Source organism: Haemophilus sp. HMSC068C11 (assembly GCF_001815355.1).
GTDB lineage: Bacteria > Pseudomonadota > Gammaproteobacteria > Enterobacterales > Pasteurellaceae > Haemophilus_D.
Window position 1 is genome coordinate 276,462 of sequence record NZ_KV820361.1, and the last position, 13,192, is coordinate 289,653.

12 protein-coding genes and 4 tRNA genes are annotated in these 13,192 nt (G+C 40.4%); 10 read left to right on the forward strand and 6 right to left on the reverse strand.

Features of this window, described 5'->3' with window-relative positions:
• Nucleotide 1: 1 nt before the first annotated feature.
• The 5 genes from HMPREF3020_RS05195 to miaB all read left to right on the forward strand — a co-directional run bounded on the left by HMPREF3020_RS05195 (nt 2) and on the right by miaB (nt 5,724).
• Nucleotides 2–1,213, forward strand: coding sequence for a ribosomal protein uL16 3-hydroxylase (locus tag HMPREF3020_RS05195; protein WP_070775766.1), 1,212 nt, complete (start codon nt 2–4; stop codon nt 1,211–1,213).
• The gene (gene xseA, locus HMPREF3020_RS05200) at nt 1,213–2,532 is read left to right on the forward strand and encodes an exodeoxyribonuclease VII large subunit (RefSeq protein WP_070775767.1); all 1,320 of its coding nucleotides are present in this window, start codon (nt 1,213–1,215) and stop codon (nt 2,530–2,532) included. Before HMPREF3020_RS05195 ends, xseA begins: the two co-directional genes overlap by 1 nt.
• A gap of 160 nt (nt 2,533–2,692) precedes the next feature.
• A complete protein-coding gene (gene nudF / locus HMPREF3020_RS05205; RefSeq protein WP_070775768.1) occupies nt 2,693–3,316 on the forward strand; it encodes an ADP-ribose diphosphatase in 624 nt (207 codons plus the stop codon).
• Between the two features lie 7 nt (nt 3,317–3,323).
• Nucleotides 3,324–4,148, forward strand: a complete 825-nt coding sequence (cpdA, locus tag HMPREF3020_RS05210; protein WP_070775769.1) for a 3',5'-cyclic-AMP phosphodiesterase — start codon at nt 3,324–3,326, stop codon at nt 4,146–4,148.
• 151 nt (nt 4,149–4,299) lie between these two features.
• Complete coding sequence (gene miaB / locus HMPREF3020_RS05215; protein WP_070775770.1) at nt 4,300–5,724, forward strand: tRNA (N6-isopentenyl adenosine(37)-C2)-methylthiotransferase MiaB; 1,425 nt, start codon at nt 4,300–4,302, stop codon at nt 5,722–5,724.
• 136 nt (nt 5,725–5,860) lie between these two features.
• Here the strand turns inward: miaB and HMPREF3020_RS05220 are convergent.
• The 5 genes from HMPREF3020_RS05220 to HMPREF3020_RS05240 form a co-directional block, all read right to left on the reverse strand.
• Nucleotides 5,861–5,936 (reverse strand) — tRNA-Lys (locus tag HMPREF3020_RS05220).
• Nucleotides 5,937–5,954: 18 nt separating this feature from the next.
• Nucleotides 5,955–6,041 (reverse strand) — tRNA-Leu (locus tag HMPREF3020_RS05225).
• Between the two features lie 4 nt (nt 6,042–6,045).
• Nucleotides 6,046–6,121: transfer RNA gene (locus tag HMPREF3020_RS05230), tRNA-Gly, on the reverse strand.
• A 155-nt stretch (nt 6,122–6,276) separates the two neighbouring features.
• Entirely contained in the window at nt 6,277–6,834 is a 558-nt protein-coding gene (gene pgsA, locus HMPREF3020_RS05235; RefSeq protein ID WP_070775771.1) for a CDP-diacylglycerol--glycerol-3-phosphate 3-phosphatidyltransferase, read from the reverse strand.
• Nucleotides 6,835–6,923: 89 nt separating this feature from the next.
• Nucleotides 6,924–7,526 (reverse strand): peroxiredoxin C, encoded by a 603-nt coding sequence (locus HMPREF3020_RS05240; RefSeq protein ID WP_049370140.1) that lies wholly within the window; start codon nt 7,524–7,526, stop codon nt 6,924–6,926.
• 141 nt (nt 7,527–7,667) lie between these two features.
• Between HMPREF3020_RS05240 and metC the strand changes: the two genes are divergently transcribed.
• From metC to HMPREF3020_RS05255, 3 genes are all read left to right on the forward strand, one after another.
• Nucleotides 7,668–8,858 (forward strand): cystathionine beta-lyase, encoded by a 1,191-nt coding sequence (gene metC / locus HMPREF3020_RS05245; protein ID WP_070775772.1) that lies wholly within the window; start codon nt 7,668–7,670, stop codon nt 8,856–8,858.
• Nucleotides 8,859–8,949: 91 nt separating this feature from the next.
• Nucleotides 8,950–10,305 carry a UDP-N-acetylmuramate:L-alanyl-gamma-D-glutamyl-meso-diaminopimelate ligase gene (gene mpl / locus HMPREF3020_RS05250; RefSeq protein WP_070775773.1) on the forward strand — a complete coding sequence of 452 codons (1,356 nt, stop codon included), beginning with the start codon at nt 8,950–8,952 and terminating at the stop codon, nt 10,303–10,305.
• 74 nt (nt 10,306–10,379) lie between these two features.
• On the forward strand, nt 10,380–10,886 hold the full coding sequence (locus HMPREF3020_RS05255; protein WP_070775774.1) for a DUF2301 domain-containing membrane protein: 507 nt from the start codon (nt 10,380–10,382) through the stop codon (nt 10,884–10,886).
• 113 nt (nt 10,887–10,999) lie between these two features.
• Here HMPREF3020_RS05255 and HMPREF3020_RS05260 read toward each other — a convergent pair.
• Nucleotides 11,000–11,076 (reverse strand) — tRNA-Met (locus HMPREF3020_RS05260).
• Between the two features lie 191 nt (nt 11,077–11,267).
• Here HMPREF3020_RS05260 and mltA point away from each other — a divergent pair.
• A complete protein-coding gene (gene mltA / locus HMPREF3020_RS05265; protein WP_070775775.1) occupies nt 11,268–12,395 on the forward strand; it encodes a murein transglycosylase A in 1,128 nt (375 codons plus the stop codon).
• Nucleotides 12,395–13,156, forward strand: a complete 762-nt coding sequence (tcdA, locus tag HMPREF3020_RS05270) for a tRNA cyclic N6-threonylcarbamoyladenosine(37) synthase TcdA (protein ID WP_070775776.1) — start codon at nt 12,395–12,397, stop codon at nt 13,154–13,156. The genes mltA and tcdA overlap by 1 nt, the downstream gene beginning before the upstream one ends.
• Nucleotides 13,157–13,192 lie beyond the last annotated feature (36 nt).

A 13,192-nucleotide genomic window follows, 5' to 3' on the forward strand; every position in this document is an offset into this window, starting at 1 on the left:
AATGACCGCACTTTCCAACCAATATTGTCTGCCTGATGGCATGACCCCTGAAATTTTCCTGCGTGATTATTGGCAGAAAAAACCATTGATTATTCGTAATGGTTTGCCTGAAATTGTTGGTCAATTCGAGCCTGATGATATTATCGAATTAGCACAAGGCGAAGATGTGACTGCACGTTTAGTGAAAACCTTTTCAGATGATAATTGGAAAGTGTTTTTCAGTCCGTTATCCGAAGATGATTTTGCGGATGTACCGGAGAAATGGTCGGTGCTTATACAAAATCTAGAACAATGGAGCACTGAACTCGGTCAGCTTTGGAATAAGTTTGGCTTTATACCACAGTGGCAACGCGATGATATTATGGTGTCTTATGCACCTAAAGGCGGTTCCGTTGGTAAGCATTATGACGAATATGATGTATTCTTGGTGCAAGGTTATGGTCATCGCCGTTGGCAGTTAGGTAAATGGTGTGATTCTTCTACAGAATTTAAACCGAATCAGCCGATTCGTATTTTTGATGATATGGGCGAATTGGTGATTGATGAAGTGATGAATCCAGGTGATATTCTTTATATTCCAGCTCGCATGTCGCATTATGGTGTGGCTGAAGATGATTGTTTGACCTTTTCTTTTGGTTTGCGTTATCCGAATTTAGCGGATATTTTCGATAACGTGAATAAAGCGTTTTGTCATCAAGATCCTGAATTGAATTTAAGCGAATTCCAATTACCGTTACGTTTAACGCAAGCAGAGCAGAGTACGGGCAAATTGGCAGATGAAAATATTCAGGCAATGAAAAAACAATTCTTAGCAAAATTGGCAGAGTCTGAAGCCTTTGATGCCTTGTTCAAACAAGCGGTAGCAGGCACAGTGAGTTCGCGTTACTATGAAATGTTAGTATCCGATGAAATGTCCGATCCTGATGAAGTGCGGTCAATTTTAGAAGAGGAACAAGGTGTATTAATGCAGGACAATAACTGCAAATTGCTTTACACCGAAAATCCGCTCCGAATTTATGCTAATGGCGAATGGTTAGATGAAGTGAATGTTATTGAAGCGGAAGTGCTGAAACGTCTTTCTGATGGTGAAGCGCTAGATTGGACATTCTTAAATAATTTAGTGAATGATACAGAAGATCCTGAAAGCACGATGGAATTATTACTTGATTCGATTTGTAACTGGCTGGATGACGGTTGGGTATTGATTGAATAATGTCTGAAAACATTTACTCTGTTTCCCAACTGAACAGCGCCGCCCGCCAAATGCTGGAAGGGAATTTTTCACAGATTTGGCTTACAGGGGAGATTTCCAATTTCACTCAACCTGTATCTGGGCATTGGTATTTAACGCTGAAAGATGAAAATGCCCAGGTTCGCGGTGCGATGTTCCGCATGAAAAATTTGCGAGTGGGATTTCGTCCGCAAAACGGCATGCAAGTCTTGGTACGGGCAAATGTCAGTTTATATGAACCTCGCGGTGATTATCAGCTGATTATTGAATCCATGCACCCTGCTGGCGAAGGATTATTGCAACAGCAATTTGAAGCACTCAAAATGAAATTGGCGGCTGAAGGATTGTTTGCACAAAACTTGAAGAAAAGCTTACCGGACTTTGCTAAAGCGGTGGGGATTATTACGTCTTCTACTGGTGCAGCTTTACAAGATATCCTGCATATTTTGGCTCGCCGCGATCCCAGTTTAAAAGTAGTGATTTATCCAACAGCAGTGCAAGGCAAAGAGGCAACGGCTGAAATCGTCCAAATGATTGAACTCGCTAATGAACGTCAAGAAGTGGATGTATTGATTGTCGGCCGTGGTGGTGGTTCTTTAGAAGATCTTTGGTGCTTTAATGAAGAAGAAGTCGCTCGTGCGATTTTTCGTTCAAATTTACCGATTATCAGCGCAGTAGGTCACGAAACCGATGTCACTATCGCCGATTTTGTGGCTGATTTACGTGCACCAACCCCCTCTGCTGCTGCGGAGTTAGTGAGTCGCAATCAGCAGGAATTACTTCAACAGTTAGCCTATAAACAACAGCGCTTAGAGATGGCGTTGGATCGTATTTTTAGTCATCAACAACAACGTTTACAACAGTTACGTTTACGCCTGCAAAACCAACATCCGCAAAATCAATTATTGATGCAAAAAGCCAAAACGGCGCAATTACATCATCGTCTCTTGTTAGCGATGCAGCGTCAAATGGATAAAACGCAGCAAAAATTGACCGCACTTTCAGCGCGCTTAAAACAAAATCCGTTGCCTTATCGATTGCAAAAACAATCGCAGTATTTAGCTCAGTTACAAGTGCGGTTAAATTTAGGGGCGAATCGTCAAGTCACGGAACGTCAAAATAAATTAGCGACATTGTGTGGCAAGTTAGATGGATTAAGCCCATTAAAAGTATTAGCGCGAGGGTATTCCATCGCGGAAGATGTCAAAGGACATGCTATTGTGAGTGTGAAACAAGTCAAAACAGGCGACACCATTAAAACGAAGGTGGCAGATGGGGAAATAACCAGCCGCGTTTGTTAATTTAAATAAATTTTTAATGTAAACCTATGATGAATAATAAATCATCATAGGTTTTCTTTTTTTGTGACCGGCTTCAAAGTTTCGACAAAAAAATAGAGGGTTCAGTTTTTTTTATTTTTTTATGGGAGTATTATGCGACCTCGATACTAGGAGAGTAATGATGTCAGAAATTCAACAGTTTAGTCAGCATGATATAGAAGTTCTTAATGAAGAAACTGTTTATAAAGGTTTTTTTACACTTAAGAAAGTACAGTTTAAACATAAGCTTTTTGCTGGTGGCGAAAGTGGTGTCGTAACACGAGAGTTGTTGGTCAAAGGTGCCGCTTCTGCCGTGATTGCTTACGATCCGAAAGAAGATTCGGTGGTTTTAGTGGAACAAGTACGTATTGGTGCATATCAACCTGGTTCAGCTCGTTCTCCTTGGTTATTAGAATTGATCGCCGGCATGGTCGAAGAGGGTGAACAACCTGAAGAAGTGGCTTTGCGTGAAAGTGAAGAAGAAGCTGGTGTATCAGTTCAAGATCTTACTCATTGTTTAAGTGTATGGGATAGCCCGGGTGGCGTAGTCGAGCGTATTCATCTGTTTGTCGGTCGAGTAGATAGCTCGCAAGCCAAGGGTATTCATGGTTTAGCTGAAGAAAATGAAGACATCCGTGTTCATGTGGTGAAACGTGAGCAAGCCTATCAATGGATGTGTAATGGCAAAATTGATAATGGCATTGCAGTAATGGGCTTGCAATGGCTTCAATTAAATTACGCCCAATTGCGGCAGCGCTGGCAATAGGAGTCCCATGAGCAATACATTTGAATGCGAATTCGCGAGTGAGATCGTCAAATTATTACAAATTACCGATCCTCATTTATTTAAGGATACAAGCAAAGACTTATTAGGCATCAATACGCATGAAAGCTTTTCTCAGGTATTAAAAGAAATTCAGGCAGAGTCTTTTAATTATGATGTCGTGCTTGCAACCGGTGATTTGGTACAAGATAGTAGCGATGAAGGCTATCTACGATTTATTGAAATGGTTAAACCGTTAAATAAGTCAGTATTTTGGCTTCCGGGTAACCATGATTTTCAACCCAAAATGGTCGAGCATTTAAGCCAACCGCCTATTAATGCGTCAAAACATTTACTTCTTGGAAAACATTGGCAAGTGATTTTGTTAGATAGCCAAGTTTCTGGTGTGCCTCATGGCGAATTAAGTGCTTATCAGCTAGATTGGTTAAAAATGAAATTAGCGGAAAATCCAGCGCGTCATAGCTTAGTCGTCTTACATCACCATTTATTGCCAACAAATTCAGCATGGCTTGATCAGCATAACTTACGGAATGCTCATGAATTCTCATTGGTTCTGGCTCAATTCAACAATGTAAAAGGGATTTTATACGGTCATATTCATCAAGAAGTTGATGGCTATTGGCAAGGTTATCAAACCATGGCAACACCAGCGACGTGTATTCAATTTAAACCGGACAGCAACCATTTTGCTTTAGATACCTTACAACCAGGTTGGCGTGAAATTGAGCTATATCCAGATGGACGAATTGAAACGAGAGTGAAACGAATTAAACAAAAAACATTCCTGCCAAATATGGAGGAAGAAGGATACTAAACAAAGTGCGGTTAAAATTCAGGTGATTTTAACCGCACTTTTTCTATACCGAAAGGGGTAAAAGTCCATTTTACACTAGCCAGCATTCCTACAAATCTGTACAATAGCCGACCGATTTTATCTTTTTACTAATCTTTATTTTTTAAGCAATATGACGCAAAAATTACATATTAAAACATGGGGCTGTCAGATGAATGAATACGATTCATCAAAAATGGCCGATCTTCTCTTAAATACACATGGTTTGGAATTAACTGATATTCCAGAAGAAGCAGATGTGTTACTTCTAAATACCTGTTCTATCCGTGAAAAAGCACAAGAAAAAGTGTTCCATCAGTTAGGTCGTTGGAAAGAATTAAAAAAACAAAATCCAAACTTAGTGATTGGTGTGGGCGGTTGTGTGGCTTCACAAGAAGGTGAGCATATTCGTCATCGTGCACCTTATGTGGATATCGTATTTGGTCCGCAAACTTTACATCGCTTACCAGAAATGATTAACCAAATTCGTGGCGGTAAAAGTTCGGTGGTGGATGTGAGTTTCCCTGAAATTGAGAAATTTGACCGCTTACCGGAACCTCGCGCAGAAGGTCCAACTGCGTTTGTGTCTATTATGGAAGGTTGTAATAAATATTGTACTTACTGCGTGGTGCCTTATACCCGTGGTGAAGAAGTGAGCCGTCCTGTTGATGATGTATTATTTGAAATTGCGCAGTTAGCCGATCAAGGTGTTCGTGAAATCAATTTATTAGGCCAAAACGTAAATGCGTATCGTGGCCCGACATTTGATGGCGGTATCTGTACATTTGCGGACTTATTGCGTTTAGTAGCGTCTATTGACGGTATCGACCGTTTACGTTTTACCACGAGTCACCCAATCGAATTTACTGACGATATTATTGACGTGTATCGCGATACACCAGAATTAGTGGACTTCGTTCACTTGCCGGTACAAGCTGGTTCTGACCGTATTTTAACCATGATGAAACGTGGTCATACCGCGTTAGAATATAAATCGATCATTCGTAAATTACGTGCAGTGCGTCCAAATATCCAAATCAGCTCAGATTTCATTGTTGGCTTCCCAGGTGAAACCAATGAAGAGTTTGAACAAACAATGAATCTAATTGCACAAGTGAATTTTGATATGAGCTTTAGCTTTATCTATTCTGCGCGTCCAGGTACACCTGCAGCAGACATGTCAGATGATGTCACTGAAGAAGAGAAAAAACAACGTCTTTATCTTTTACAAGAGCGTATCAACCAACAAGCGGCGCAATATAGCCGTCGTATGCTTGGCACAGAGCAACGTGTGTTGGTGGAAGGGCCGTCTAAGAAAGATATTATGGAATTAACAGGACGTACTGAAAACAATCGTATTGTGAATTTCCAAGGTTCTCCAGATATGATTGGTAAGTTTGTCGATATCAAGATTACCGATGTTTATACTAACTCTCTACGTGGCGATGTGGTACGTACTGAAGATCAAATGGGATTACGTATTGCTCAATCTCCACAAGAAGTGATGAACCGTACTCGTAAAGAAGATGAATTAGGCGTAGGACGTTATCACGGCTAATCGTTTAAAATAACTATAGATAAGTAACCGTACGCAAGTGCGGTTATTTTTTTATGTGTTTTAGAAAAAGGGGGAGGTAAGTCGTTCCCCTAAATTTTAGGTATAAAAAAACACCCGTTAAGGTGCTGATTTAAAGTGGTGGGTCGTGAAGGATTCGAACCTTCGACCAACGGATTAAAAGTCCGCTGCTCTACCGACTGAGCTAACGACCCACTGGTATGATTTTGAAATGGTGCCCGAAGCCAGACTTGAACTGGCACGCCTCGAAAGGCGAGGGATTTTAAATCCCTTGTGTCTACCGATTCCACCACTCGGGCAAATTGGAGCGGGAAACGAGGCTCGAACTCGCGACCCCGACCTTGGCAAGGTCGTGCTCTACCAACTGAGCTATTCCCGCATTTGCTTGTTGCCAAACAACGGGGCGTATTTTACGGATTTATCTTATTGTGTCAAATAAAATTCGTAAAAAATTTTTTTGATTGGTTAAAAATAATTCAAAAACAAAAGGTGCGATTAAAATAACCGCACCTTTTATTTAAAATTTAGCCAATTCTATAATTCAATGTTATCTAACAAGCTGCCTTTAGCTGCTTTCAAGTATTGGAGCATTGACCACACTGTTAAAATCGCAGCCAAGTAGAGTAGTATGATTGCCAATGTTTCCATATAAACGTTATATCGCCAGAGTAATCCACCTAAAGCTAGCATTTGAGAGGTTGTCTTCACTTTTCCCAACCATGAAACGGCCACTTTATTACGTTCACCCAATTCAGCCATCCATTCACGTAAAGCAGAGATAATAATTTCACGTGAAATCATAATAATAGCAGGGATAGTAATCCAGAAAGAATGTTGATATTCCACGATTAACACAAGGGCAGTAATCACCATCACTTTATCAGCTACAGGATCAAGGAAAGCACCGAAGCGAGTTGTTTGTTTTAATTTTCGAGCAAGATAGCCATCAAACCAGTCAGTGACACCAGCTATAAAGAAAATAAGAGTGGTAATAAAAGGCGCTGAAGGGATAGGGAGATAAAACGCCAAAACGAAGAATGGGATTAAAATCACTCGGAGAATCGTCAGGAAAATGGGAACATTATATTTCATAAAAATAACCGCACTTTGGTTAAAGATACGTTCATTTTAAAGGATCTACAAAAATAAAAAAAGCCACTTAATGTGGCTTTTTCTTAAAATTAAAGTTTGTCAGCGTTTTGTTTCAAGTATTTAGCAACACCTTCTGGGCTGTCTTTCATACCTTCTTTGCCTTTTTCCCATTGAGCAGGGCAAACTTCACCGTGTTCTTCGTGGAATTGTAACGCATCTACCATACGTAACATTTCATCGATGTTACGACCTAATGGTAAGTCGTTTACGATTTGGTGACGAACAACGCCGTTTTTGTCGATTAAGAATGAAGCACGTAATGCCACACCTTCTTCTGGGTGTTCGATACCGTATGCTTTAGCGATTTCGTGTTTAACGTCAGCTGCTAATGCATATTTAACTGCACCGATACCGCCGTTTTCAGTTGGGGTATTACGCCATGCATTGTGAGTGAATTCTGAGTCGATAGATACACCAACAACTTCAACACCACGTTTTTTGAATTCTTCATAACGGTGGTCGAATGCGATTAATTCAGATGGGCAAACGAAAGTAAAGTCTAATGGGTAGAAGAATAATACCGCAGCTTTACCATTAACGTGTTTTTTGAAATTGAAGTTGTTAACGATTTCACCATTGCCTAAAACTGCAGAGGAAGTAAAATCTGGAGCTTGACGAGTTACTAATACCATAGTCATAATTCCTATATAAATGTTAATAAAAATTTTGCTAACGCAAAAACTCGGTTAGTATTCTAAAAAAATTAACCACACTTTAACAGCTGTTTTTATCTATTGAATTAATTAATATTGTCTAAGTTACAGGTGAAATATATGTCAGAACATCATACTTTATCAACGACACTGGTTCATGCCGGACGTAAAAAACGTTTTACCCAAGGGGCGGTAAACCCAGTGGTCCAACGTGCCTCTTCTTTAGTGTTTGACACTATTGCTGATAAAAAACATTGTACAAAAAATCGTTACAAGGGAGAGCTTTTCTATGGACGTCGTGGCACGTTAACACACTTTGCACTTCAAGATTTAATGTGTGAAATGGAAGGGGGGGCTGGTTGTTACCTTTATCCTTGTGGTGCCGCAGCGGTAACCAATGCTATTTTATCCTTTGTAGAAACGGGCGATCACGTTTTAATGACAGGTGCTGCTTATGAGCCAACACAAGATTTTTGCAATGTGATTTTGAAAAAAATGCATATTGATACGACCTATTATGATCCCATGATAGGCACGGAGATTGCGAAACTTGTGCAGCCAAACACGAAAGTCTTATTTTTAGAGTCACCAAGTTCTTTAACAATGGAGGTGCCAGATATTCCTGCGATTGTTAAAGCGGTTCGAGCCGTAAGTCCTGAAATCGTCATTATGATCGATAATACATGGGCAGGAGGCGTACTATTCAAAGCGTTAGAACACGGTATTGATATTTCTATTCAAGCTGGGACCAAATATTTAGTGGGGCATTCTGATATTATGATCGGTACCGCAGTGGCTAATGCGCGTACTTGGGATAAATTGCGCGAACATTCCTATTTAATGGGACAAATGGTCGATGCGGATTCTGCTTATACGACAGCACGCGGTATTCGTACCTTAGGTGTGCGATTAAAACAACATCATGAAAGTAGTTTAAAAGTCGCCAAATGGTTAAGTGAACAACCACAAGTGAAAGCAGTTTATCATCCAGCGTTACCAAGCTGTCCAGGTCATGAAAACTTTAAACGTGATTTTACTGGTGCAAGCGGTTTATTTTCTTTTGAATTACATAAACGTTTAAACGATGAAGAGCTTTCTGCCTTTATGGATCATTTTGATCTTTTCACAATGGCTTATTCTTGGGGTGGGTTTGAATCGCTCATTTTATGTAATCAACCAGAAGAAATTGCGAAAATTCGTCCGAGTATTGAGCGCAAATTAACAGGTTCATTAATTCGTCTGCATATTGGATTTGAAGACACGGATGAATTAATTGCCGATCTTCAAGAAGGCTTTGACCGAATCAAATAAGAAAGAGGGCTGTTTATGTAAACAGCCCTTATTTACTCAATCTTTGAGTTGATTTATCATAGTCAGCATTTTTAGCAACTAGAGAAGAACAATGAAACATATTCATATTTTAGGCATCTGCGGGACCTTTATGGGTGGTGTTGCGATGATTGCCAAACAAATGGGTTATAAAGTAACGGGCTCCGATACCAATGTTTACCCGCCAATGAGCACTTTTTTACAAGAGCAGGGTATTGAAATTATTCCTAATTATGATGTGGCTCAACTTAAGCCTGCACCCGATATGGTGATTGTTGGCAATGCCATGAAACGTGGTAATCCTTGTGTGGAATATGTTTTGGATAATGCGTTGCCTTATACATCTGGCCCGCAATGGTTACACGACCATTTGTTGCGTAATCGTTGGGTATTGGCGGTTTCAGGTACACATGGTAAAACCACAACAACGGGCATGTTGACTTGGATTTTAGAACAAAATGGATTAAAACCCGGTTTTCTAATCGGTGGTATTGCGGGGAATTTTGGTACATCTGCTCGTTTAGGGGAAAGCGAGTTCTTCGTGATTGAAGCAGATGAATATGATACGGCGTTCTTTGATAAACGTTCTAAATTTGTACATTACAATCCGAAAACCTTGATCATTAATAACATTAGCTTCGATCATGCTGACATCTTCGATGATCTTCACGCGATCCAGCGTCAATTCCATCATATGATCCGCACCATTCCTTCTACAGGACGCGTTCTTTCTTTTGCAGATGAACAGAGCGTGAAAGAAACCCTCAATATGGGATGTTGGTCAGAACAGCAATTTATCGGTAAAGATAAGGAATGGTTTGCGGAACGTATTACTAATGATTGCTCTGAATTTGCCGTATTCCATCACGGCCAAAAAGTTGCAGAAGTGAAATGGAATATTGTTGGGCAGCACAATATGCACAATGCTTTAATGGCGATTGCGGCGGCTTACCATGCGGGTGTGAAAATTGAAGATGCATGTCAGGCATTAGGCAGCTTTATCAATGCAAAACGTCGTTTAGAAGTGAAGGGGGAAGTAAACGGGATTACGGTTTATGATGACTTCGCTCACCATCCAGAAGCCATTCTTGCGACACTCACTGCGTTGCGTGACAAAGTTGGCGGTGGCGTACGTATTCTTGCCGTATTAGAGCCTTGTTCAAACACCATGAAAATGGGCGTCCATAAAGATGAAATTGCACCCGCACTTGGACGTGCCGATGCCGTATTTATGCTACAACCAGATAATATTCCATGGGATGTGGCTGAAATTGCAGGACAATGTGTTCAACCGGCACATTACACAGGAAGCATTGATAAGTTAGTCGATATGATTGTGGCGGAAGCAAAACCAACGGATCACATTCTTGTGATGTCAAACGGTAGCTTTGGTGGCATTCATCAAAAGATTTTAGATCGATTAAAATAATCTCAATGTAAAGTGCGGTCAAAAATGAGAGTGTTTTTGACCGCACTTTTTATCATCAAAAATAAGGAAATTACATGGCCGATCCACATATTCAATCTCCAATGGATGTTTGGGATAAACTCACCGTCATTATTTATCGCACAGGCTTTGTCATTGCGGCATTTAGCATCTTGGCTTTAACTTGGTATCCTCAACAGGCTCAAATTGCCGTGTTGGTTGCGGCAACTTGTTGTGCATCATCCCTTCATATTTATTTAAAACATTTCCGCTTAACATTCCAATTTGCCACGTGGCTCGCACTCTTATGTGCGCTTTTAGGTTGGCATGAATTAGCGTTAGGTGGTGCATTGGTCACATTGGGCGGTTTATGCTTTAAAGAATACTTCTGTTTTAGAGTACCGCTATTAAATTTACAACCTGCATTTGTCGCCGCACTTTGGTTTGCTTGGGTATTTGAAGGTGGCTGGATTGCCCGAATTTTATCGTTGATCGTCGGTGGATTATTATTGATTCTTGCGGTTCAAAAATGGCGAATGCCATTGCATTTTGATATTGGCGATAAGACAAAGTATCAAATCTAATAAGATTGATGGATAAAGGCATAATGTTTCACAGCATTGTGCTTTTTTATTTCGATTAAATTTACCTTTATCCAAATACAAAAAAAGCACCGAAATTTCGGTGCTTTGTAATTTGGTTGCGGGGGCCGGATTTGAACCGACGGCCTTCGGGTTATGAGCCCGACGAGCTACCAAGCTGCTCCACCCCGCGTCTGATGGCGCGTAATATACTCGTTTCAAAAATTATTGCAAGATTTAAACTGAATTTGACTTTCCGTTTGTTAAGAAAATAAACAATGTGAATATTAATTAATCATTTTATGAAATAGTACTAGTCCAAAAAGGGAATTTTTGATAGCGTATGCAACTTTGTATTAGTTAGTTTAATTTAGGAAAATAAGAATGAAATTTCGTCAAAATCTCGCCGTAAAAATTCTTTCTGTGATGGCGGCTGTTTCAGTGCTTGCATCATGTGGTTCAGCACCAAGTAAAGTCTCTTCAAAAAATAATTCTAGCTTGCCGCGTACTGCGACAGGCGACGATCCTCAAAAATTCGGAGCAAAGTATAGTGGACGTACTTATCAACAAGCTATTTTAAGTCCAGTAGCCTCCGTGGAGAACAAAAGTGCGGTCGTTAACCAAGGTGATTTTTTAACGCAGTTGACGAATGTTCGAGATTATTCAAATTCATTAACAAATCGCTTTGCGGCGAATTATGGCAAAATCACTAACTGGGTGCTTGCAGGAGCAAATGTAAATGAATTAGCACAATACGGCATTAATCCTCAGATTATGAAAGGTTTTGATGGTTATCAAAACGTGTTGATGACAGGTTATTATTCGCCGGTGATTCATGCACGCCGTACTGCACAAGGTCAATATCAACATCCAATTTATGCGATGCCAAGCTATAAACGTTATAGCCGTGCAGAAATTTATAATGGTGCATTGGCAGGACAAGGCTTAGAGCTCGCTTACAGTGATTCAATGATGGATAACTTCCTATTAGGCGTGCAGGGGAGTGGCTATGTTGATTACGGTGATGGCAATTTAAATTATTTAGCCTATGCTGGCCAAAATGGCTATAAATATCAAGCGGTTGGTCGTTTGTTAGTAGAAGATGGTGAAATTCCAAAAGAAAAAATGTCTATTCAAGCGATTCGTGAATGGGGGAAAGCAAACCCATCTCGAGTACGAGAATTGTTAGAACGTAACCCATCTTATGTTTTCTTTAAAAACGATCCGACAGGTAAAGTGAAAGGTTCTGCTGGTGTACCTTTAGTGCCAATGGCTGCTGTTGCTTCTGATCGCAATGTCATTCCTTCTGGAACCGTATTATTGGTTGAAGTGCCGGATATTGATAATGATGGTAACTGGATGGGCACACACAAATTACACTTAATGGTGGCGCTTGATGTGGGTGGTGCAGTTAATGGTCACCACTTTGACTTATACCGTGGTATTGGCGATCAAGCGGGTCATATTGCGGGGTTATCAAAACACTATGGACGCGTTTGGGTACTACAATAATGGCTCGAGTCGATAACTACGAACAACGTTTTGGCGGCATTGGCCGCCTTTACACACCAGAAGGCTTGGCGCGTTTGTGTCAGGCTCATGTGTGCGTCATAGGTATTGGCGGCGTAGGTTCGTGGGTGGTGGAAGCATTGGCGCGAAGCGGTGTAGGGCAGATCACTATGATTGATATGGATGATATTTGTGTCACCAATATTAATCGTCAACTTCCTGCATTAAGCGGCAATATTGGCAAGCTTAAAACGGAAGTGATGGCAGAGCGCGTTAAGTTGATTAATCCAGAATGTGTGGTGAATATTATCGATGATTTCATTTCACCGGATAATCAAGCCGAATACTTAAATCGTGGCTATGATTATGTGATTGATGCCATTGATAATGTGAAAACCAAAGCGGCGATGATTGCCTATTGCAAACGTAATAAAATCAAGATTATTACTATTGGTGGCGCAGGTGGTCAGACAGATCCATCCAAAATCCAAATTGCTGATTTAAGCAAAACGATCCAAGATCCATTATTGGCGAAAGTGCGGTCAGTTTTACGTAAGGATTTTAATTTTACCCAAAATCCACAACGTAAATTTGCAGTTGATGCGGTGTTTTCAACCCAGCCTCTGATTTTCCCTAAAATGGGCGAGGGCTGTGAAGTATCAGCTACCATGAATTGTGCAAATGGTTTTGGTGCAGCAACCATGATCACCGCAACCTTTGGATTTTTTGCCGTTTCTAGGGTAATCGATAAGTTATTAAAATAAAGAAATGAAGCAACGTGAAAACGTTGCTTTTTCTTT